The sequence below is a fragment of the Allosphingosinicella deserti genome (assembly GCF_003012735.1).
Classification (GTDB): Bacteria; Pseudomonadota; Alphaproteobacteria; order Sphingomonadales; family Sphingomonadaceae; genus Allosphingosinicella; species Allosphingosinicella deserti.
Window position 1 is genome coordinate 537,923 of record NZ_PXYI01000003.1, and the last position, 24,445, is coordinate 562,367.

The following is a 24,445-nucleotide window of genomic DNA, read 5'->3' on the forward strand; positions in this document are numbered from 1 at the left end:
CTGTGATACTTGTGTTACATGTGAAACGACTGCTCAGGAGATGCGTACCGGCATGACTTATTGGTGAGACATGCATGCAACATTTGTGTCATATAGCATGATTGTCAAAGTGTTGCCGGGGGGCTGAACTTGGGGCGCTGCGGTCGTTTTGTAGGGTCGTAGGGATTGGAGGTACCCATGCAACCGGTGAAGCGGCGGATGTTCCGCGGATCGGCCTTCCTCATTGGCCTTGCGATGCTGTCGAATCTCGCAGCCTGCGCGCAGCCCGATTCTTACGCCGGCATCCGGCTGGGGGCGGGCGCCGCCGACCCCGCGCTGCAGGCTCTCGCAGCGCGCGCGCAGGCCGGAGACAAGACTGCGCAGCTCGAGCTCGGCATTCGCTACCAGGAGGGCCGCGGCGTGCCGCGCGATCTCGGCCTGGCGAAACGGCTCTATCTCGGCGCGGCGGCGCCGAGCGGTGGGACGACGTGGATCTACGTTCCCGGCGTCAGCAAATCTCGCGGATCGGTCATGCCGGTGAACATGGGTCCGCATGTCCCGGGATTGCCGGAGGCGAAGGAAAGGTTGCGAAGGTTGAGGGAGACGCCGAAACCCTGAGCCGCGTGCCGTATGGCCAGGAGAGCGGCGGATTACTCCTTGCGTGGCATCACTCTTCACGAGCGAAGCCGCGCCTTCATGGCTGCAAAGCCGAACGTCGGCCTGTGCTTGAGCGAGCGGCGCGCCCTCTCGCCGCCGACTCAGGCTTGCCCTGCGGCCGTCTCGATCGCCTGCTTGAGCTTGGCACCGGCGTCCGCGGCGACGCTCTGCACCTTGCGTTCGCCGGTCGCCGGGTCGGTCTGGTGGAACTTGAACGGCTTGCCGGCGAGCGGGCCGGAGATGAGATCGGCGAACATGATCTCGCGCTGCTTGTTCTCAGGTGTGGCGAACGGCGCGATCAGATCGACCAGCCAGACCGTGTCGCCGCTCGTCCATTCCTCCAGCGTCAGATGGTTTTCCGGCGCGATCATCCCGCGCTCCAGCTTGGCTTCGGCGGCGGGCGTGCACTTCGCCCACAGCGCCAGCCCGATCGGCTTGTCGCCGTCGCGGAACAGGTAGAATTGCTGGTGAATGAGCGCCGGCATCACCAGCCATTCGAGATCGCCGATCGCTAGGGCGCGGTGGAGGGGGGATTGGGTGAGGAGCCAGGCCATCTCGCCGAGCAGATGGCTGATGGTGACGGCGCCGCCATTCTCGGCGGCGCGGTTCGGCTCGGTGCTCATGTGGTTCGGTCCCTCGTTGTCTTTGTGGCGCGCCTAGCAGAGGCCGGCAGCGGAAGCCAAGCCAGTGCAAACCATCATCTGGCTCCGGTCTAGCATGAGCGTAGGGGTTAAATCTTCTGAGGCCACGATCACAGGTTCACCGTTCGATCACACACCAAAACGGAGTTAAGTGGAAGCGCGATTCCGGTTGCAGCCCCAAAAAAAGCATCTATGCTAGCCGATTAGGGGCAATGCCTCTTCGGTGCGCATCACCGAAGCGGTCGGCGGGTGGGGCAGCGGTGCATCAACATGCTACAAATTACGCGCGTTCTGCGAACGCGGGGGGCATGGCAGGGTATCGTGCCGGCTCGCGCCAGGTGAGGCAGGGGAAGAGGTTTGCAGGTGCCGGCTTCCCTGTGATTTCGTGCACTGTCACCGTAAATCCTGGCATATTACTGAAGGAGGGGTGGGCCGGTGGAGCGGTGCAGTCACTTGCGCGTCTCGCGAACGCACGCGACAAACGAGCGCAATTCGAGTTAGCGGGACTGTTCGAGGACACGCGTGGTTCCGACGGACTTCCAGATTGTTGCGGCTGTACGAGCGAGTTGCTTGGGGCAGCTGAGGTGTGGCGTGGGTCTACAACCTGGGTGTCCAATCAGGTCTCGCCGGGGCGCTTGCAAGGTTGAACCATGGCAAGCGGATCTTGTGTAGGCGCGTGTCCCGCTTTCTCGGTTACGTGAACGGTGGAACCTTTGGAAGGAGGCTGCTGCAGGGATGCGGCAGAAGACTAAATCATGACTGATGAACGCCAGATCTATATTGAGGGCAGTGGACTTCTTCCCCCCTCAAGCAAGCCAATCTATCCGGCAGGCATCAAGGATGATGAGCGGATTCGGGTCCATCCACCTGTTGCACCTTCGTATGACGAGACGCGGTACTGGCGCTTGGATGACGCCTATACCGCGCATCCCAACGAAACGACATTCGCGTGGAAAAACGATCCGCAGGGACTCTATGGGCGGGGTCGCGGAATAGGCAGGCTTCCTGATCCCTGCATGTTCCAGTTCACACCAAAAAAACGGGCACTTCCTGACCTTTGGAGGCATGGATCTCTTTTTGTTGTGAGTGCACGATTGCTAGATGTTTTTCGAGAGGTTGATCCAGACGCCTTCGAGGTTCGTCGGATCACAATGATGGGCGATGATGGTGTCGTATTTGACGAAACATACCATTTTCTGGACGTGATAAGAACTCTTGAGGTGGTGGACTACGCAAATTCTACGATAATCTACGGTGGTGGAGGGTGCCTGTCGAGCGGACAAAGATTTGATCCATTCGTTTCCGGATATCCATCTGTTCGCCTCTTGAAGGATCTAGACCTCCCCTTTCACATATTTCGGCACAAGAACCAGTCAGTTCTTGTGAGCAACTATTTGAGAGAACGCGTCTTGAGCATGAGGCCAAAGGCGCGCAACGTTGATTTCGACGACGTCGCATCAGGGATCTGATGCGTCGAACATACTGAAGTTTAAATCAAGGGGATGATAGGTGGGGGCCAGCTACACGCCGAGCGGATCGACTAACGGCTTTTTGGGTTATGTCAAAGGGCAGCAGCGGCAGCACGTCATCCCCCATGAGCTTTGGGATCTTGCGCCGATTAAGCAGATTCTCGATACTGACGTGCGGGATATATTTGACCCGTCAAACGGGCTTAAGAATGGACAATATCTTCCGAACACCATTCATAATGGCAGCCATCCCGAGTACACGAAGCAAATCCGTTTGCAGATCGAGAATCTTGAGAACGATCCGAAGTTCGTCGAGTTGATCGATCCCAATTCTACTAATAAGACGGCAAACCGGGAATACTTGGCGGACAAAGTGAAGGGGATTGCAGACGAGGCTCGTTTGCGGAGCTCGGATGCGGTCATGAGCGACGTTGACAGCTCTGGAAAAGTGAAGCCCGGGGGGCTTGGTCGCTACCTGATGAACGCTTCCGACGAGGGCGTTGTAAATTCGCCCTTTTACGATCCTGTAAAAGCGGCGGGTATCACCGATCAGAACAAGCTCAACGAGTACATAAAAAGGGAAGTTGTCGCGCCGCATAATGAGCGTGTCGCCGGAGATCTGACCCCCGCACAGATTGAACGTTCCAACATCGTGCGAGCGCTCGCCGAGGGGCGGGAAGAAGTTTTCGTTGATTCGGCCCGTGAGAAAGGCCTCAGGGGGCAAGTCGACGGAATTCAAGCGGAAGCAAAGCGTCGCGGTATTCCAATCGACAAAGATTTTCGCTTGGAAAAACTCAGCGCCGAGATTTTGGAAGCTGCGGTGGACGCTGCTCCAGATCGAGACGTTGCAATGTCGTGGCTGCGTTGGGGCTTGAAAAATCCGAAGCTGCTTGGCTCCCAGGTCCTGAAGAGACTTCTTCCAAAACTGATCCCTGGAGTGAACATCGTTTCGACTGCGATCGATATTTACGATGTTGGAAAGCTTGTTTACGACAACCGTGAGACTATATACGACTTTGGTTCGGACGTGGTTTCTTTCTATGGAAGCGTTTGGCAGCAAATAACGTCGGACCGCTCAGTCCCGACGTCCGCGGCCGCGCCTGGCGAAGTGCGCGTGTACGTCACGTCTGGTGCCGACGGGATAAAGACCCAAGTCAACAAGCCCCTGAGCGTTTTCGTTTCCCCCGACTCTGCCTTGTGGGCTTTGAGGTATGCGTCCAACGATACAAAGATCCAAGACGAGATCGACGCGCGCATAAAAAATGGTCAGATTAACGAGAAGAGTCTTGGGCGTGAGCATTGGTCAGCGGACCTGAGCGCGGCCTATGATATTGGGCACAAGCTATACTGGGAGCTCTGGAACAAGCCTGGCATGGTATCTCCCGATCCAGAGGGCTTCAACAAGCTTAATGTCCAAGGTATTTCCGCGTACATGCAAGAGTATCGTGAGCTTAACGGAGAGATAGTGGTCACGGCTAAACGCCCGACGCCCCCAAGCACTCTCTCGGTAACTCAATCCGAAACTGCGGAGGGTGTGGTCACGGCAGTTACGGGAGTTCTTGCTATTGTGCCCGAAGGGAACTTCGATCTAGATCCGGACGCATTGGCAAGCTCTGCCTCAGACACTGATGCAATTCTGCTGGAGATTAGCCAAGTCTCGCTAGAGACAGGTGGCGGATCTGTGGAATCCCCGGGTCCAAAAATTCGCTTCATCAGGAATGGCGAAGCCAACACGAAGGTCGATGGTGCCGCCATTGCGCAAATGTTTGGATCGAATATCTCGCGTCTTTTCGGGGCGAAGGATCCGCTGCTAAATCGCGCTCTTAGCGTAACGACAGGGGAAATCGCCCGGAACTTGTTCCAAGAGGTGGATGGGCTCTTCGGTGTGAAGGACACTGTTGGCTTCAAGGACTTTGGCAGCGACTTGCAAGGGGCCGCTCTCGGAGCCGTGTCCTCGATCATCACCGCGGAGCTGATCAGTGTCATCGGCATAGATGGCCTTGCAGGCGAGGCGAGCAACGTCGTCATCGGCAGTGTCATTGGGAACATTGCGGATAATTTCGCGCACGGTGCGAAAGGGCTGGCAGGCCTGGACGGCGTTGTTAACCTCTCTCAGATTGCAAATGCCTTCGGAAGCTTCGTCGGCAGCACTCTTGCTTCCGAGATCGTCAACTTCGAGACCATCGGCGGTCAGATTGGCTCAGCCTTGGGGTCGGCCGTGGGAGGCTATGCAATCGGCGCGCTTTTCGCCGAGAAGTTCACGATGCTCGGCTTTGCTGCCGGTCCGCTGGGTGCGGCCGTGGGTGCATTTCTCGGCTTCGTTCTGGGTGGCGTGATTGGGTCGATGTTCGGCGGGACGCCCCGAGCGGGGGCCGATGCTCTCTGGGACGAAGGGGCCCAAGAGTTCGTCGTCGGCAATCCTTACGCGCGTAAGGGGGGCTCCAAGGATCAGGCGATTGGAATTGCCTCCCTTGTTGCAACGACCCTGAATGCCGTTGTTTCGGCGTCCGGAGGTAAGCTTCTCGATCCCCAAGCTGTTCAGACCGGCAACTATGGAATGCGGAAATCTGATTACGTTTATAGGCCGATCTCCACGCGGAACAAGAACGCAATCACCAAGCGCTTCTCTGGAGAGCAGGGAGCCGCCAAATTGGCGAATTATGGAGTCTACCAGGCGTTGGTCGGCGATGGCCTGGAGATTGCCGGCGGCAACGTATTCGTCAAGCGAGCTCTAAAGGGTTCACTTGACCTCGCCGGTGATGCGAGCCAGATCAATGAGAATCTGAATATATCCGGGCTGCTCGGTGACCTTACTGTTGCGTCGGACTTTGGTTTTTACTTCGACAATCGTGAGGTAATCAACGGCATCATCGCGTTGATGCCCGACAATGCCTTCAGTATCGGATGGGCCGCGACAATCGCGCGGGGACTCGAACTCGGGCTCAATAAGCGCGCTGCCTCAGACTGGGCCGGTGGATACGCCAGCTGGCTTGACCAACTTGCCGGCGGCACCATTGACGGCGTGACTCTGTCCCCCTCGCGCGTTTCTCACCAGATTGATGAAGAAACGGGTGAGCGTTTTTGGGAGATCACGAACGCCGCCGGTAAATCAGCGGGCTATGTCCTTGATACGGTGAACGCCAAAGACCTCATTGTCGTCGAGGGCACTGGTTCAGCTGACGTAATTTCTTTCTCTCATGAAGAGACGATCAGCGGTCGTAGGGTGCCCCGCGGAGTCGATCGCCTGGCACCTGCGCCGGGCCTTATTGTCGATGGAGTCCAGCTGCAAAATACTTCGGTGCTTGCGGAAGTCGGAGCCACGGTCCATGCGGGCGGGGGAGACGATATCGTCCGAAGCGGTGACCTAGGCGCGAATGTCTTCGGCGGAACCGGGAACGACACGCTCTACGGTGGACGCCTCGATGACTGGTTGCTCGGACAAGACGGTAACGACCGGCTTGACGCCGGCAATGGCACAGGGACGGGCCTCGGCGGCAACGGCAACTACCTAGATGGCGGAACCGGCGACGATGTCATCACGGGCCGTGAGGGCTCCGATTGGCTCGCTGGTGGCGCAGGCATCGACACGCTGCGTGGCGGCGGCGGCGGGGACGTGCTCGATGCGGGCACGGGCAACGACAGCCATGCCGGCGCAGCGTCGGTGTTTGGCGGCGCAGGCTCCGATCAATATGTCTTCCGCCGCGGCGACGGCGTCGATGTCTATCTCGACGATCAGTCCGATGGCGCCACGCCGGGATCGACCGGCGACAGCGTTCGTGTGCTCGTCCAGGGCCGCACGGCCGGAACGATCGCGCGCAACTGGTTCGGCGACAGCTACGGCGCCGACGGCATCACCGTCGATGGCTCTGTCAAGGGCGGCGAAGACGCGATCAGCTTCGGCGACGGTATCACCCTGGAGCACATCGTAATTGAGCGATCGATGGTCGGGACGGTGCCCGGCATGGACCTCATCATCAAGATCCAGCGCGTGGATGGAACCTGGTTCGAAGGCGGCGACAAGATCGTCGTTAAGGATTGGTTTGACGGTGCCCGCCGCATCGAATGGCTGCGGTTCAGCAACGGCGACGACATGCGGATCGGCGATCTGCAGAATTTCCAGATCGGCACCGGCGGCAACGACGTCCTGATCGGCACCAACGGCAACGACTTCCAATATGGCGGCGACGGCAACGACAAGTTGTTCGGCCTTGCCGGCAATGATTTTGGTGCCGGCGGTCGCGGCAACGATTTCGTGTCGGGCAACAACGACAATGACGTGGTGGTCGGTGGCAATGACGACGACGTCGTGCTCGGCGGCTACGGCAACGACGCAGTGTTCGGCGACAAGGGCGATGATCGCGCTTATGGCGGCGCCGGCGACGACATCGTGTCCGGTGGTGCCGGAGACGACGTGCTCACCGGCGGCGACGGCAACGACGTGTTCCGGTTCGAGCGTGGCTATGGCCGCGATACGGTTCAGGATGAATTTGCCGGAACCTGGGAAACCGTCTGGCTGAACGGCGCCTATATCAACGGCTATACGCTCAACAGCAACGGCACCGTCACGAAGGTTCAGAACGGAGCCGTGGTCGAGACTGTCTTCGACGGGCGCGAATGGCTTGGCGAGTGGGACTATAATGAGGGAACGAGTTTCAAGGCTCTGTATCGCCTCATTGCCCCAACCTCCGGTCCGAAGACGATCGACAAGGGCGACAACGACACTGTCGAATTCGGCGTCGGCATCGATATCCAGGATCTGGTGCTGCGCCGCGAGGGCGATGATCTGCGCATCGCGGTGACCCAGAATGGCTCGACGGCAGGCGCCTTCGAAGCAGTTGCCGACCAGATCCGGATCAAGGATTGGTACAGCGCAAGCGCGACGTCGGCGCGTGCGATCGAGGCACTCTCGTTCGTCAACACCGGCAACCACGCCATCGGGACGATGGCCCTTGCTGGCGGTACTGCCAGCGCGGACACGATTGCTGCGGCGAACGGCGCCTCGGCGTGGATCACCGGCGATTCCGGGGACGATATCGTCACTGGCGCCGATCAGAAGGACATTCTCTCCGGGAACGATGGTGCGGACACGCTCAAGGGCATGGCTGCCGACGACGTTCTCTACGGGCTCGAGGGAGACGACACGCTCGAAGGCGGGCTTGGGGCCGACTTGCTGATCGGTGGCGCCGGGTCCGACACGGCGAGCTACGAGGACAGTGCTGCAGGGGTTACGATCTTCCTCGATGCCGCGCAGGGCGCGAGCACCGGCGCGGGTGTTGGAGACAAGTTCGATTCGATCGAGAATGTCTCGGGATCCGCGTTCGTCGACAAGTTGTACGGCGACGGCGGGGACAATGTTCTCGACGGCGAAGGCGGGAACGACACTCTGTACGGAGGCGCCGGAGACGACGTCTACATCCTCAACGCCAACCAGGGGATCGAGACGATTGTCGATCGCGTGATGTCCGGCGTCACGCCGGCCGCCGGCGACGGGGGCGAGGACACGCTCGAGATCGGCGAAAATCTCAGCCTTTCCGACCTCACCTTCGTGCGGACCGGCAATGCGCTCGAGGTCCAGCTCAGCGGGACCAGCAAGGCGGTGATCACCGACCATTTCGCCGGCACCGGCGGCGTGCTGGAATGGATCGTCTTCGTCGACGGCCTTGCCGCATCGCTTGCCAACATAAAGCTGGCCGGCCAGGCCGGCACCGCCGCCGGCGACCTCATGGTCGGAGATTCCAGCGCGAATACACTGTCGGGTCTCGACGGCAACGACGTCGTCAGCGGTGGCGGCGGCAACGACACGCTCCAGGGCGGGCTTGGCGACGACCAGCTCGAAGGCGGCGCGGGTGGCGACTCGTTCGATGGCGGCCTGGACACAGTGTCGAGCGGCGGCACGCCCAAGGCGGGCAGCAACGGCGATATCATCCGTTACACGACCTCCGCCGCCGGCGTGACGGTGAACCTTGCTACACGAAGTCTGTCGGGAGGGGATGCCGCCGGCGACAGCATCGTCGCCGACGCGAATGGCGTGTCGACGATCGAAGGCGTCACCGGATCGGCTCTGGTCGACGCCCTGACGGGCGACGGCCGGGCAAACCAACTAAGCGGCCTGGCCGGCGACGACACGCTGATCGGCGACGGAGGCAATGACGTCCTGCTCGGCGGTGCCGGAGCCGACATCCTCGATGGCGGCGCGGGTGACGACAATGTCGTCGGCGACGACGGCAACGACACGCTTCGCGGCGGCGACGGAACGGACGTTCTCGCGGGCGGCCTCGGCAATGACGGCCTGGATGGCGGAGCCGGTGTCGATACCCTGATCGCCGGTGGCGGCGACGATATCGTCACCGGCGGCGGTGACGACGATACGCTCTCCGGCGAGGACGGTGACGATCAACTTGCCGGCGGATCCGGCTACGATCAACTGAGCGGGGGAGCGGGCAACGATATCCTTTATGGCGCGAGCGCCGCGAGCATTGAAGCGACCGGCTCCGGATCGGAGAACGACGTCCTGCTTGGCGGAGACGGCAACGACTTCCTCTACGGCGGTGCCGGCAGGGACGAGCTCTCCGGCGGGGCCGGAGTGGATGCGCTCTACGGCGGCAGCGGCAATGATATCTATTCGTTCGATCCGGGCAGCGGTGCCGACACCCTGAGCGACGCTTCGGGCAACAACGTGATCGCTTTCGGCGGCGGCATCCGCTCCGACCAGCTGACCTTCGGCTATGTCGGCGGCCTGTTGCGGATCGGCGTTGCGGGCACCGCCGACTCGGTGACGATCGCCAGCGGTTCGATGATCCGGGTCGTCCGTACGGACGGACAGATCCTCTTCCTTGCGCAAGTGCTGAGCAACGCAACGGTTGCCGGGGCGAGCGGAGACGCTGCCAAAACGGCCGCTATTGCGGCGCTGCTGCCGACGGCGTGGCAGCAAGGCAATTATACCGGCCCCACCATGTCGATCGGCAAAGCCGGCGGCGGCGCTCTCGTGGGCGTCGAGGATCAGGCGATCAGTTCTTCGGGCGACTATAGCGTTCTCGATCCCGACAGCGGAAATCAGATCACGTTCAGCCTCAAGAGCGATGCTCCACCGGCACACGGCGTCGTCACCGTGAACCCGCAGACGGGAGCGATCACCTACACGCCGAGTGCCAATTGGTCCGGTAGCGATGCCTTCTCGTTGCTCGCCACCGATGCCGACGGGCAGAGCGTCACCCTGCCGTTTACCGTCTCGATCGACCCGGTGAACGATGCCCCCCTTGATTTGCGGGAAGCGGCAGGCGGCACGATCTCGGTGCGTGAGCGATCCTCCGCGATCACTGGCGCCGGCGGCGCAGCTGCTCGGCTCGTCGCGACCGATCCGGAAGGCGATGCAATCAGCTGGAGCATCGTCGTCGAAGGTGGTGTCGCGCAGGACGCCGGCGGCCGCTTCGGCGTCAATGCCGATGGCACGTTGTTCGTGAGAAATCCCGCGCTTGTGGATTTCGAGACCACTCAGACCCACAATATCAAGGTGCGCGCCAGCGACACCCAAGGTGGCTGGAGCGACAAGATCGTTGCGATCCTGGTCACCGATATTGACGACGTGCCGCGCACACCAAGCCTGACCGCCGGCGGCGGCATCGTCGCGGAGGGCGCTACCACCTGGTATGCGCGCTTCTCCCTCAGCGATCCTGATGGAACCACGCCAAAACTGCGTCTGGCCAGCAACCCTGGCAACCGCTTCGCAATCGTCGGCAATGAGGTGCGCCTCGCTGCCGCACTCGACTTCGAAACCCTGCTCGATGCCGGACTCACCGTCTCCGACAGTGATGGTGACGGCCTCGGTGAAATCGTGCTGAGCGGTGAAGTCGATGCGGCGGATGCGGACGGGGGGCCGGGCTCGCCCGGGAAGACCGGGTTTACGGCTTTGGTCGAGGACGTGAACGAGAAGCCGACCGCGATCGCCCTTAACAATAAGGTCGCATCGATTGCGGAACGTGACCGGCTTGCCGCCGGTTCCGCTCGTCCAGCCGTCTCCCTTGGAACGGTGATAGTCACGGATGCGGATCGGGCGAGCCAGCTGACTGGCAAGCACGACTTCAAGGTTCACGAGAACGATGCCACGGCGGTGAGCACCCGCTTTGCGGTTGTCGGCGGCGCCTTGACCCTCCTTGCCAACCAAAGTCTCGATTTCGAAAGCGACGGTTCATCGATCAAATTGACTGTAGTGGCGACGGATCAATCGACGAGCCCGTTGAGCGCCCAGCAGGACTTCACCTTCGCGATCACCGACCAAATCGACGTGCTTGATGGAGATGCCAACAATAACACCTTGGACGGCCAGACCGGCCGCGATCTGATCCGCGGCCTCGCCGGCAATGATCTGCTGCGCGGCAATGCGGGTGCGGATACGCTCGAGGGCGGCGATGGCGATGATATGCTGCAGGGCGGCATCGGGGCCGACGTCCTCACCGGCGGCGCCGGCAATGACGTCGCCAGCTACGCGGGCGCGACGGGGGCAATCACGGCGGATCTCACTGCCGGCACCGTTAGTGTGGCTGGCGATGCGATCGACACGGTGAGCGGGATCGAGGGGATCGAAGGTTCGAGCTTCGCCGACACCGTGTACGGCTCGGCTGCCTCCGATATTCTGAGCGGCGCTGCAGGCAACGACGTGCTCGATGGGCGTGGCGGCGCAGACCAGATGACGGGCGGCGCTGGGAACGATTCCTACGTGATCGATTCCGCCGGAGACGTGGTCACCGAGACTGCGGGGCAGGGCACGGACAAGGTGAGCACGGCGTTGGCCGACTATACGCTGGCGGCTAATGTCGAGCAACTCGTCGCAACATCGACAACCGTGGGCCAGATCCTGCGGGACAACGCGCTGGCGAACACCATCACGGGCACGGGCTTGTCGGACACGATCACGATCGCCGCAGGCAGCGCCGACGTGGTCAACGCGGGTTCCGGAGATGATACGATCTTCGCGGGGACGGCGCTTGGCGCGGGCGACGCGATCGACGGTGGTGCAGGCTCGGATCGGGTGGTTGTTCAGGGCAACGTTACCGTCGCTGCCGGGGTGAGCTTCAGCAATGTGGAATCGCTGATCCTTGAGAACGGGTTGATCACGACCTGGGGCGCGCCGGGGACATCACTCTACAGCTACTCCGTTGCGACCGGCGACGGAATGACGACTGCCGGGCAAGGCTTGTTCGTAATCAACGGGCAGACGTTGCGCGCCGGCGAGAGCATGACGGTGGACGGCTCGGGCGAGACCACGGGGCAGTTCCTGATGTATGCCGGCTACGGAACCGATCGCCTGACCGGCGGCGCCGGGGACGACACCTTCTGGTTCGCCTCTGGCCGCTACGACGCGCTTTCGGACAAGGTTGCCGGAGGTGCCGGCTACGACACGCTCGGTTTCGGTGGAGGACAGATCGCCTTTGCGGCCGATGCGATGACCGGGATCGAGAAGATCTACCTCAATTCGGCACTGGCACCGACAAATTTCCAATATCGGCTGACGATGCACGATGCCAATCTTGCCGCAGGGCAGGAGATGTACATCTATGGTTCGCTGCTTCGTTCCACCGAGACCCTCACGTTCGACGCCAACGCGGAAACTAACGGAATCTTCGACGTCGATGGTGGCATGGGCAATGATGTGGTCACTGGCGGCGCGCAGGACGACAGGCTGAAGGGCGCTGCGGGCAACGACATCCTCTCCGGCGGTGCTGGCAACGACACCCTGACCGGCGGGCTCGGCAACGACACCCTGATCGGTGGTGCGGGCCACGACACCTATTCGTTCACGCGCGGTCAGGGCGATGACATCGTCGATCAAGCTGGGTCGATCCCTGGCATCGAACAGAACCTTCCCGGTGCGGACGAGGACAAGGTCAGCTTCCAGGGTATTGGTCGCGACAATCTCTGGTTCAGCAAGTCTGGCGACAGCGTGAAGGTGACGGTGCTTGGCACTGCCGCCTCCGACGGCAGCGTCACGATGAAGGATTTTTACGTTGCGGGAACCCGCAAGGAAGCGCTGATCAGCGTCGTCATCGCCGGTCAGGACGCGACGGTGTGGCTGAAGATTGGTGAGCTGACAGACGCAATCGCGCCTTATGCCACTGCCGCGTACGGCACCAATCCGGTCACGACGCAGGCCCAGTTCGATGCGCTACTAGCAAACACGCAACAAATCGGCGGCAAGACACTGGCACAAGTTTGGAACAACTACTGGACCAAGAACACCGCGCCCGTCGTAACCCCCGTCAGTATCCCCACCGCTAACGAGGATCAGTGGAACGTGACCGGCAGCGGCGTGCCGGCGACGGTGACCATCGAGGACGACTATGATCTCCACACTCAATATTTGGAACGATGGGTCAGAGTGGTTTCAGGGAACGGCAGCACCACGACGGACAACAGCATCCTGGCGTCGGCAACCGCAACGTACCCAACTGCGGGGGTGAAGAAGGCAAATGTATCGGTCGCTTTGACTACCAAGGCGAACGCCAGCGGAACAGCATGGCTGTGGTTCCACAATAAAGACACCGGTGGAATCGCCGGTGACAAGTGGGTGCCGGTGGTGGTCAATGCGGTTGCCGACGTTCCGACGATTTCGGCTTCCACGCCTGGGGGTAATTCAGGCGACTGGATTTCGATCAACGTCGCGGCGGCGGTCACCGACACAGACGGCTCGGAGACGATCAGCGGCGTGACCATCGCCGGCGCTCCGTCCAACGCCACTTTCTCAAGCACCAACGGCACCGTGACCGCCGCCAATTACGACAGTGCCGCCCAGCTCTGGCGCTTCAATGCAGCACAGCTCGCTGGCCTGAAGGTCAAGGTTCCCGAGGGAATGTCGACGGACCTCTCGCTGAGGCTCAAGGCCACGGCGAAGGAGACCTCGAACGGGAGCACCGCGGAAAGCACTGCATTCACGCTTGCCGTGCCGGTCAATGCTCGGCCGACCGACATGTCGCTGAGCAACGCCACGATCGCCGAAAACGTGCCGGTCAACACGACAGTCGGAACCCTGTCAGTGGTCGATCCGGACGGAGGCACTTTCAGCTTTGCGAAAATCGACGGTGCGGCCGGTCTCAACGTCGATGCGGCGACCGGCAGAATCTTCGTCGCGGCGGCGCCGAGTTTCGAGGTCGCACAAAGCCAAGCCATCAAGATCCGCGTGACAGATAATGGCGGCCTCTTCTACGACGAGACATTCACGATCAACATCACGGATCTGAACGAGATCAACGGATTCGCATCGACCTATTCGTTTACGGTCAGCGAGAACCAGAGCGCAGGAACGATCGTCGGCCAAGTTGCGGCATGGGATAACGACCTGAGCGGCGTGAACTATGGAAAACAGCACTATTACTTCTTGAACGGGAGCGCGGTGGCGTCGACGTCCAGCGACGGTCGCTACACTATTGGTCTTCTCACTGGCACGATCACGACTGCCGGCGCTTTGAATTACGAAAACATGAGTGCGCCAACGGGTTACACTATCATTGCTCGCGATAACCTTGGTGCTGCCCCGTCCAACCAAGCACCGACGAGCGTCACCATCGCCGTTGGGAACGTCAACGAAGCGCCAGGCGCACTGACCCTGTCGTCGCAGACCATCCACTCGGAAACTCTGGCGACCGACGTTTCACATGCCGGCAAGATCATCGCCTCGTTCACGGCGCTCGATCCAGACGGCACGACGCCAGGATTGGCAATCGTCGGTGGCAATTCCTACGACTGGTTCACGGCCAGCGGCGGCAGCTTGGCGTTCAACGGCGCCAACTTCTCCGCCGATTGGTTGCGCACCTATGCGGGTCAGTATGGCACGGACGCCGCCTGGAACTACGATACCGATGGTGACGGCCTTCGCGAAATTCGCGTTGCCACGCTGACGCTGGCGGCTCGAGACGCAGGCGGCCTGCAGGGAAGTTCGTTCACTTATGATGTGCTGATCGAAGACAAGAACGAGGCTCCGGTTTTGAACGCGCCATCGCTCGCCCTGGCCGTGATCGAGAATCCCGGCTCTTACCAAAGCGTCGGCTCTCTCGGCGCCACTGACATCGACGGCGCGGCGGGCGACCTGCGCTATTCGTTCAGCGGCCGCCCAATCTTCTCCGATCCCAATCGCGGGCGTTGGTCCACGAGCTCTGCGGATGGGCGTTTCGTGATGGACCTGCTCGACGGGAGCGTCTGGGTCTATGGCAACCAAGCTCTGGACTATGAGGGAACCCGCTCGTTCAGCTACGGGGTCACGGTTCAGGATCGGGCAGGCGGAGTGAACAGCGTGTCGTCCGCCAGCACGATGACCATCAACCTTCAAAACGTGAACGAGGCGCCCAACGCGCCCGTACTAGCCTCCCAGGTTCGCTTCTCCGAGACTCTGCCGGGCGGTGCGTCTCACGTCGGACAGGCGATCGCAACCTTCACCACCAGCGATCAAGACGGCGGGGTTCCGTCGATTGCGATCGTTGCAGGCAACCCGAACGGTTGGTTCACCACCAGCGGGAACACGCTTTCGTTCGGAAATGCGAACTTCACCAATGATTGGCTCCGGGCCAACGCCGGATCATATGGCGGCTTTGCTTGGGATAGTGACGGCGACGGTCTCCGGGAGGTGAAAGTCGCGACGCTGTCATTGGCGGCGCTCGATGCGGGCAATGCGCTGTCGATCGCAATGGCGTACGACGTCTTCATCGAAGATACGAACGAAGCGCCGGTGATCACGTCCACGAGCTTCAGCCGTGCGGAGAACAGCACCATTCCCGGTACGCTGATCGGCACGGTCGCCGCGTCCGATCCGGATGCATCTACGGCGTATCAGGGCGTGACCTATTCGCTCTCGTCGCAGAGCGTGGCCAGCGCATTCAGTGTCAATTCTGCGGGTGAGATCCTGGTTCACACCAGCCTCGATTTCGAGACTACCCCGAGCTACACTCTGACCGTCCGGGCGACCGATAGTGTGGGTGCCTGGAGTGAAAAGGTCATTGCCGTAAACATCACCGACGCGAACGACGCGCCTGTCATCACTAGCGCGCCCAATTATTCTACGAACGCCGGACCATCTCCCGGTAATGTCGTGAGTACGATCGTAGCCTACGACCAGGATGCCGCCGACAATTGGAGCCCGAACTCATACGCGGATCTTTACCCGACAATTGTTTCGATCACCAGTTCACGCGGAACGTATCCCAACCCCACATACGTCGTGAATGGAATCGGACAAATTATAACGGGATATCAGCTTGGCCAAAATTCCGGCGGAAACACCTACGGATACTTCGTAGATTACGTGAAGGTGCGCGTGACCGATGCCGCAGGGACATTCGCCGAGAAAACCATAGAGATCACTTACGGTGCGAGGTATATGCCGCCAGTCGTTCTGGATCTTGATGGCGATGGTCTTGAGCTCGTAAGTCTCACCGACAGCCGAGTATCGTTCGATATGACTACAGATCGTGTACGCGATCGCACCGGGTGGGTTGCCGCCGACGATGGAATGCTTGTTCTCGACCGCAACCGCAATGGCGTCATCGACGATTTCACCGAGATCAGCTTCACAGGTGATCTGCCCGGTGCCAAGACTGATCTTGAGGGACTTCGCGCCTTTGACACAAACAATGACGGCTTGTTCAACGCGGGCGATGCGCGATTTGGCGAGTTCCGGATCTGGCAGGATCGCAATCAGGACGGCGTCAGCCAGGCGGACGAACTCAGCTTACTTGCGCAACGAGAAATCGGGTCGCTGACGCTGAACGCTGCCAAGACCGGTGCATCGTTAGACGGGGCGGCTGACAACGTTATCTATGCCATCAGTGAATATACCCGCACCGACGGGACCACGGGGGACCTCGGCGACGTCGCATTGCGCTTCGAGCAAGCATCCTCGTCTCCGGGTGTTCAAGCGGGCAACAGTCCGAACACCCCAGTGGCGACTGCAATGGCGATACCCGGACCTGCATTCCAGCAACGAGCAGTCTCCCGCAAAGCCGACAAATACTTCCTCACCACCCAAAGCGGGCAATTGCTCGTGACCCCGCGCAAGGCCAAGGGAACGATCGATCCGGCGGCGGCTGCGGTCGGGCCGGCGACGATGCTCGGCTTCGGTCGCAAGCAATATGGCATCCTCGCGCCGATCATCCTCGATCTCGACGGCGACGGGGTCGAGCTTCGTCACGCGTCCGAGGCCAAGGCCCGGTTCGACATGGACGGCGACGGCAGCCGGGACGACACCGGCTGGATCGGCAAGGGCGACGGCTTCCTGGTCATCGATCGCAACAAGGACGGGCTGATCACCAGCGCGTCGGAGTTGAGCTTCCTGACCGAAAAGCCCAGCGCCAAGAGCGATCTGGAAGCGCTCGCGGTGCTGGATTCGAACCGCGACGGCAAGATCGATGCCGGCGACGCCCGGTTCGGCGAGCTCAAGGTGTGGAAGGACTGGAACGGCAACGGCATCACCGATGCCGGCGAACTGCGCACGCTCGGCGACCAGGCGATCACCTCGATCTCGCTTGGCGGCCGCGCGACGCAGGAGACGGTGAAGATCGGGCAAAGCGCTCTGGTCGCCACCGGCACGTTCACCCTGGCCGACGGCAGCGTCCGCACGCTCGGCGATGCGGCGCTCGGCTTCCGGCCGGCGGGGGCGCAAGCCTCCGCGGCGGGCGGCACCGGCACCGGCGGCATCGCTCCGCGCGTCAGCGTGGACGGGGTCGATACCCTGCTCGCCGAAACCCTTCGGATGGGTCTGGACGCCAGACAGGCACGGGGTCTGTCGGGGGTTCCGGCGGGCGCCGATCCGTTCGATTTCTACGCGAACGCGGCTGCAAACGACGCCGACGCCGGTGCCGACGACGCCGCCGTCGCGCAGCGTCGCCAGGATCTTCCCGTCCTGCTCGCGGCGAGCGAGGATGACGGGGGCGCCACCGATACGGAGCTCGGGATCGGGCGCCGGCTGGCGCTGATGGCGCAGGACATGGCGGCGTTCGGCGTGGAAAGCGGCGAGGGCGATTGGCGCGGTCGCACTGCGATGCCGGCGCGGTTCGATTTTCATGCCTGAGATCGCAGGAGCAGGCCGTACCCTCGCGGGTGCGGCCTGGTTCGCGGAGCGGTCCGCTCGAATGCGATGCCGATCGGTGTGGCCTCACACTATGTGCTGACCGGCGGACGCTTCCGAGCGAAGTTTCTCGCCATCGGGCATGCTCAATGATATCAGTGCTTTGGGGGAGCATCTCGAAAGGGCTCGAGCTGCTCCGGGGTTTGCCGCTCGACCGGCGGTACGGGGACGTGGGAACAACATGACCGAAGGGTCGCAGACCGGGCTGGATCCAGCCCTCTCCAGTTTTGTGCTGCTTGCGCGCTTCCTCGGCATGCCGGCCGATCCGCAGCAAATCGCGCACGATCGCGGGAAGGGGGACGATCCCTATTCGCTGGAGGATCTCTCCCGCATCGCCAAGCGGCTCGGCCTGGTCGGGCGCGTTCGACGTTGCACGGCCGAGGATCTGCGCAAGATGCCGCTGCCGGCGATCGCGCAGCTTGCCGACGGCGACGCCGCCGTGATCCTGAAGATCGAGGACGACAGCGCCGATCCGCGCGCGCTCGTCCAGTTCGGCGAAGGCGATCGTCCGGAAGTGTGGGCCGCCGACGAGCTTCGCGACCGCTTCGCCGGCCGCATCCTGCTGATGACCTCGCGCGAAAAGATGACCGGCGCCGCGCGGCCGTTCGACATCAGCTGGTTCATTCCGGCGCTGGTGAAATATCGGCGGCCGCTGCGCGACGTGCTGATCGCCTCCTTCTTCCTGCAGCTGATGGGATTGGTGTCCCCGATCTTCTTCCAGCTGGTGATCGACAAGGTGCTCGTCCACCACTCCGTGACCACGCTCGACGTGCTCGCGATCGGGCTTGCCGTCGTGCTGCTCTGGGAAACCGCGCTTTCGGGCCTGCGCAACTGGCTGTTCGCGCACAGCACCAATCGGGTCGATGCCGAGCTCAGCGCGCGCATGTTCCGGCATCTGCTCAACCTGCCACTTTCCTATTTCGAGGCGCGGCGGGTCGGCGACAGCGTTGCGCGCGTGCGCGAGCTCGAAACGATCCGCGAATTCCTGACGTCGAACGCCGTGACGGTGGTGATCGACCTGTTCTTCACCATCGTCTTCTTCGTGGTGATGTATCTCTACAGCCCGCTGCTGACCCTGGTGGTGCTCGCCTCGATCCCGATCTACGCCGCCATCTCGATCCTGATCACACCCACCTTGCGTGCCCGGCTCGACGAGAAGTTCCGCCGCGGAGCCGAGAACCAAGCCTTTCTGGTCGAGACGGTGACCGGCATCGGCACATTGAAGGCGATGGCCGTCGAGCCGCAGATGCGCGATCGCTGGGAAAAGCAGTTCGCCGGCTACACCCAGACCGGCTTCTCGGTCACCCGCCTCGCCAATTGGGGCAACCACCTCATCCAGATCGTCTCCAAGCTCACCACCGTCGCGATCCTCTATTTCGGCGCGAAGGCGGTGATCGCCGGCGATCTCACCGTCGGCTCGCTCGTCGCGTTCAACATGCTGTCCGGCCGGGTCGCCGCGCCGATCCTGCGCCTGTCGCAGCTGTGGCAGGATTTCCAGCAGGTGCGGATCTCGGTGGATCGCCTGGGCGACGTGCTGAACGCGCCTGCGGAGCCGGAGCATAACCCCAATCGGGCCAGCCTGCCGGCGATCCGGGGCGTGGTCGAATTCGACAAGGTCCGCTTCCGCTATCGGCCCGATGCGCCGGAGGCACTGCGCGGCGTCAGCCTGCACGTGCCCGGCGGCGAGATGCTCGGCATCGTCGGCCCGTCCGGATCGGGCAAGTCGACGCTGACCAAGCTGGTGCAGCGTCTTTACGTGCCGGAGCAGGGGCGCGTGATGATCGACGGCGTCGATCTCTCCCTGGTCGATCCGGCCTGGCTTCGCCGGCAGATCGGCGTCGTGCTGCAGGAGAATATCCTGTTCAACCGCACGGTGCGCGAGAACATCTCCCTGGCCGATCCGACCCGGCCGATGGAGGCGGTGCTGGCCGCAGCGCAGCTTGCCGGTGCCCACGAATTCATCCTCAGCCTGTCGCACGGCTACGACACGATCATCGACGAGCGCGGAAGCAATTTGTCGGGCGGGCAGCGGCAGCGGATCGCGATCGCGCGGGCGCTGATCGGCGATCCGCGGATCCTGATCCTCGACGAAGCGACCTCGGCGCTCGATGCCGAAAGCGAGGAGATCATCCAGAACAATCTGCGGATGATCGCCCACGGCCGCACGGTGATCATCATCGCGCACCGCCTGTCCGCCGTGCGCCAATGCCACCGGATCATCACGGTCGAGGCGGGGGAGATTACCGAGGAGGGACCTCACGAAGCCCTGCTCGCCAGCGGCGGCCGCTATGCCGAGTTGTATCGCAAGCAGATGGGGATTGCGGCATGAGCGTCATCGCCGATCGTTTCCCGAGCCTCGCCCGTCACTGGGCGGTGCTTCGCGAATCCTGGCGCGAGCAGAGCCAGAGCGACAGAACGCGCCGGCCGCAGGAAGAATATGAATTCCTGCCTGCCGCGCTGGAGATCACCGAGACGCCGCCGAGCCCCGGCCTGCGCATCCTCATGCTGCTCCTTTGCAGCCTGTTCGCCATCGCCCTCCTGTGGTCGTTCATCGGCAAGGTCGACGTCGTCGCGGTCGCCACCGGCAAGACGTTGCCGGTCGCCAACGTCAAGGTCATCCAGCCGGTCGAGATCGGTTCCGTTCGCGCCATTCATGTCCGCAATGGCCAGCGCGTCCGCAAGGGGCAGTTGCTGATCGAGCTCGATCCCACCCTCGCCGGTGCGGAGGAGGATCAGGCGACCCAGGGCCTGCTCTCGGCGCAGATCGCGCGGGCTCGCAACGATGCGCTGCTTGCCCACCTGACCGGCGGCTCGGAACGTTTCGTGGCGCCGCCGGGCACGCCTGCGGACGTCGCGCGCACCCAGACGCTGCTGATCCAGAGCGCGATCGCCGAATATGAAGCGGAGCGGGCGAGCCTTACCCAGAGCCGGGCCGAGCATCTCGCCGAACTCGCCGGCTCGAATGCCGAAATCCAGAAGCTTCGGCAGACGCTGCCGCTGATCGATCAGCAGCTCGAGGCGCGGCGCGATCTCGCCGCCAAGGGCCATTTCCCTAAGTTGAAGGTGCTCGAATATGAGCAACTTCGAGTCGAGCATATCCAGAATATCGCCGTGCAGGAGAGTGTGGCGGCGAAGGCGCGTGCCGCGATTGCCAATCTCGACGCGCAGGTCGCCAAGCTCCGCCAGACGTTCGCGAAGCAGGCGAGCAGCGATCTTTCCACCGCCGAGGACGAATCCAGCCTGCGCGGCTCCGAGTTGCGCAAGTCGGAGCGCCGCCGTTTCCTGCAGCAATTGCGCTCCCCCGTCGACGGGACGGTCCAGCAACTGGCCGTGCACACGGTCGGCGGCGTGGTCCAGCCGGCGCAGGCGCTGATGGTGATCGTGCCGAGCGGGACCGATATCGAGGTGGAGGCGCAGATCCTCAACAAGGATATCGGCTTCGTGCGCGAGGGGCAGGCGGTGCGGGTCAAGTTCGAGGCCTTTCCGTTTACCGATTACGGCCTGCTCGACGGCGTCGTCGAGACGATCAGCCGCGACGCGATCCAGGATGAAAAGATCGGGCTCGTCTACGCCGCCCGCATCAAGCTCAACCGGAACTATCTCACGATCCGCGGACGTCGGCAGCCGATCGGCCCGGGCATGGCCGTGCAGGCAGAAGTGAAAACCGCCAAACGGCGGATCATCCAATATCTGCTGTCGCCGATCTCGCAGACGATAGACGAGGCCGGACGCGAGCGGTGACCGGGTCTGGCCCTGGATCGATCAATTGTCGCGGTCGGTTTCGCTCGCGGAGCGCCCGAGTCGGCCGGGACGGCTCCAGATCACCTATTCCGCTCCCGCGTCGGCCCCTGAGCTCTAATCATTTCTAAGGCATTCCCGTAAGACTTTGTATTTGAAAGACAGTTGAGATCTTGTCAGCACGGAGCCCGGGTGAGATGCTGGCACCTCGATCCGCGGGACCCGCCAGTATTCTACCAGTATTAACTGGTTCAACCGTCTCTCAGCAGGGCGGGGACACGGGACGGGCGCCGATCGCCGCGACGGTGCCGCGCGCCGGCAATCGGTCCTTCGCCGCTCCGGTCGGAGCCGAGGCTGGTGGCGCAATCGCCGCTTAGAAACGGGTGCCCACCCGTAATCCGATCGTTCGCGGCCGGGTCACATAGGTGTAAACCTTGGGCCCGATCGCGGTCAGGCCCTCGGGGTCCCCGCAAATCCCTTCCGTGCACTGGATCGAGTTGCCGAGCTCGCCATTCACGTCGAACAGATTCTTGACGTAGAGCTCTGCATTCCACCGGCCGGCCTTGATCCCGGTGCTGAGATCAACGGTGGTGTAGGCGTCGAGATCGCCCTGGATGGCGCGCTCGGCCAGGCGGAGATCGCTGGTCCGACGGCCTTCGTGGACGACGTTCACCTGGAAGTGCCCCTCGCTGGCGCCGAGTGGGAATTCATAGCGGGCGAGGGCGTTCGCCTTGAATTTGGACGTGAGCGGCAGCCGAGTGCCGCCCGGTGCGAGCACCGCATTCTCGTCACCGTCCGGGCCTGGGATGGAGCAGTCGCTTTGACTGTTCGCATAGGTACAGAAATCGTCCTTGCTCTGCGCATCATTATACGCGGCTCCGGCGCTGAAGGTGAGACCGGTGGCGGGGCGAACGAAGAAATCGACCTCGGCACCGCGGATGCGCGCGTCACCGGCATTGCGAATGATCGTCAGACCGTTGGGGCCGAGGAAGGACAGCTGGATGTCGCTCCAGTTCAACTGATAGATTGCCGCGTTGAAGCGGATGCGGTTGTTCCACCAACTGGTTTTGAACCCAGCTTCGTAATTGTCGATATAATCGGCCTCATAGGGGCCGATGCCGGGTGCCGACCGCCGGTTAATACCGCCGGGTCGGAAACCGCGGGAGATCGTCGCATAGACGAGCGCATCGTCCGTCACCTTGTAGGTGACGTTAAGGCGGTGGATGAAGTCGGTGTCTGAGGTCGTCTTGTCGAGGTTCGTACAGGGCGATCCCGCCACCTCCGCCGGCGCAAAGCAGGCGGCGACGCCAGTTCGGCTGCTGTAGCCGGAACTGTAGCCGAAAAAGCCTTCAAGCGAATTCTTGTAGCGGTAGATCCGGGTGCCCATCGTGAAGCTCAGCTTGCTGGTGAGATCGGCGGTGATCTCTCCGAACGCTGCATAATCCCGGTCGACGCGGATCTGCTTGGTGAACCAGATGTCGCTGTCCGTGCCCGGCACGGTGATCGAATCGGCGATGTCGTCAATGATGTAGTTCTGCTCGATATTGTGTGTCTGCCGCTGGTAGAACAGGCCGGCGATCAGGCGCACCGGCTTGTCGGCGGGAGACGAGAAGCGAAGTTCGTGGCTTTGTTTGGTGAAGCTGTCGTCCGACTGGATATACTGGTTAGGGTTCACCAGGTCGCCATTGTTGTCATAGAAATAGGCGCCGTACCCGGCCAGTGCATCGTAGAAGTAGGAATAATCCGCATAATCCGACTGCCCATCGATCTGGCGCTGCATGTAGGCGCCGGCATAGGTCAGATCGAAATTGCCGATCTTGCCTTCGATGGTAAGCGCCGCCTGATACCATTTGTCGACGTTGCGCTCGGGATTGAATTGCTGGACCTGGAGCTCATCAAGGCCGCGCTCCTGGGCGAAGAAACCTTGAGACACCTGCTTCTGCGCCATGACCTGCGGAAGGATCGTCCATTCGTCGTCAAGCTCGATCTTGAGCGCAGCGCGCGCGCCATAGGTCTCAACGTCGTTATAATCCTTCTCGACGAGTTCGGCATTGTCGAAGCTGATGCCCGAGCTCGGGAAGACGAGCGTGCCCGCGATATTGTCGATATATCCGGCATCCTTGCGATACCAGCCGACGACGCGGGCCGCGATGCGATCCGAGATCGGCGCGTTTATGAAGGCTTCGCCGATATAGCCCTGCTCGCCATGGGCGACGGTGTTCACCTCGGCATTGGCTTCGCCGTAGAAGCCGCTGGTGTCCGGCTTGTTGGTGATGATGCGGACAGTGCCCGCCTGGCTGGACGCGCCGTAGAGCGTGCCCTGCGGCCCGGCGAGCGCCTCGACGCGGGCGATGTCGAAGACGTGGATGTCGAGCGCGCCTGTCGTGGTGGTGATCGGCTGCTCGTCAAGATAGGTGCCGACGCTCGGCAAGGGCCCGGAATGGTTGGCATTCTCGCCGGAGGCGACGCCGCGGAAATAGACGTTGTTGAAGCCGGGCCCGCCGCTCTGCACGGAGATGCTCGGGATGTTGCGGGCATAATCCTGGAAGTCGTTGACCTGGAGCTCGTCCAGCCTTTCGGTGCCGAGCGCGGTGATCGCGATCGGCACGTCCTGAAGATTCTCTTCGCGCTTCTGCGCGGTGACGATGATCTCGTCCTCGTCCCGAATGTCGGGCCTCGCCGCGTCCGCCTGATCGTCCGCGCCGCTCGCATCGCCAGTCGCCGGCGGAGTCTGCGCCGCTTCGGCAAAGACGGGTCCCCCTGTCAGCAGCATCGTCGAAGCGAGGAGGGAAAGGCCGACGGCGCGAATGCCGGCGCGGTCCTGCGGAACGGAGCGATACATGAGGCCTCCTCGC

7 protein-coding genes are annotated in these 24,445 nt (G+C 62.0%); 5 read left to right on the top strand and 2 right to left on the bottom strand.

Annotated elements, in window-relative coordinates; translation table 11 throughout:
- The first annotated feature begins 177 nt into the window (after positions 1-177).
- Positions 178-597 (top strand): SEL1-like repeat protein, encoded by a 420-nt coding sequence (locus C7I55_RS10860; RefSeq protein WP_106512934.1) that lies wholly within the window; start codon positions 178-180, stop codon positions 595-597.
- Between the two features lie 140 nt (positions 598-737).
- On the opposite strand, the gene C7I55_RS10865 is transcribed toward C7I55_RS10860, so the two are convergent.
- Positions 738-1,259, bottom strand: coding sequence for a toxin-activating lysine-acyltransferase (locus tag C7I55_RS10865; protein ID WP_106512935.1), 522 nt, complete (start codon positions 1,257-1,259; stop codon positions 738-740).
- 773 nt (positions 1,260-2,032) lie between these two features.
- Between C7I55_RS10865 and C7I55_RS10870 the strand changes: the two genes are divergently transcribed.
- From C7I55_RS10870 to C7I55_RS10890, 4 genes are all read left to right on the top strand, one after another.
- Entirely contained in the window at positions 2,033-2,746 is a 714-nt protein-coding gene (locus C7I55_RS10870; protein WP_106512936.1) for an imm11 family protein, read from the top strand.
- Between the two features lie 40 nt (positions 2,747-2,786).
- Positions 2,787-17,795, top strand: coding sequence for a cadherin domain-containing protein (locus tag C7I55_RS29205; protein ID WP_146150993.1), 15,009 nt, complete (start codon positions 2,787-2,789; stop codon positions 17,793-17,795).
- Between the two features lie 238 nt (positions 17,796-18,033).
- Positions 18,034-20,181: a type I secretion system permease/ATPase gene (locus C7I55_RS10885; protein WP_106512939.1), complete on the top strand. Its 2,148-nt coding sequence runs from the start codon at positions 18,034-18,036 to the stop codon at positions 20,179-20,181.
- Complete coding sequence (locus C7I55_RS10890) at positions 20,178-21,593, top strand: HlyD family type I secretion periplasmic adaptor subunit (protein WP_106512940.1); 1,416 nt, start codon at positions 20,178-20,180, stop codon at positions 21,591-21,593. Before C7I55_RS10885 ends, C7I55_RS10890 begins: the two co-directional genes overlap by 4 nt.
- A gap of 370 nt (positions 21,594-21,963) precedes the next feature.
- On the opposite strand, the gene C7I55_RS10895 is transcribed toward C7I55_RS10890, so the two are convergent.
- Entirely contained in the window at positions 21,964-24,432 is a 2,469-nt protein-coding gene (locus tag C7I55_RS10895; protein WP_233222157.1) for a TonB-dependent receptor, read from the bottom strand.
- Positions 24,433-24,445 lie beyond the last annotated feature (13 nt).

Coding starts and splice junctions, on each gene's coding strand:
- C7I55_RS10860 (WP_106512934.1), top strand. CDS start 178: ATGCAACCGGTGAAGCGGCGGATGTTCCGCGGATCGGCCTTCCTCATT.
- C7I55_RS10865 (WP_106512935.1), bottom strand. CDS start 1,259: ATGAGCACCGAGCCGAACCGCGCCGCCGAGAATGGCGGCGCCGTCACC.
- C7I55_RS10870 (WP_106512936.1), top strand. CDS start 2,033: ATGACTGATGAACGCCAGATCTATATTGAGGGCAGTGGACTTCTTCCC.
- C7I55_RS10885 (WP_106512939.1), top strand. CDS start 18,034: ATGACCGAAGGGTCGCAGACCGGGCTGGATCCAGCCCTCTCCAGTTTT.
- C7I55_RS10890 (WP_106512940.1), top strand. CDS start 20,178: ATGAGCGTCATCGCCGATCGTTTCCCGAGCCTCGCCCGTCACTGGGCG.
- C7I55_RS10895 (WP_233222157.1), bottom strand. CDS start 24,432: ATGTATCGCTCCGTTCCGCAGGACCGCGCCGGCATTCGCGCCGTCGGC.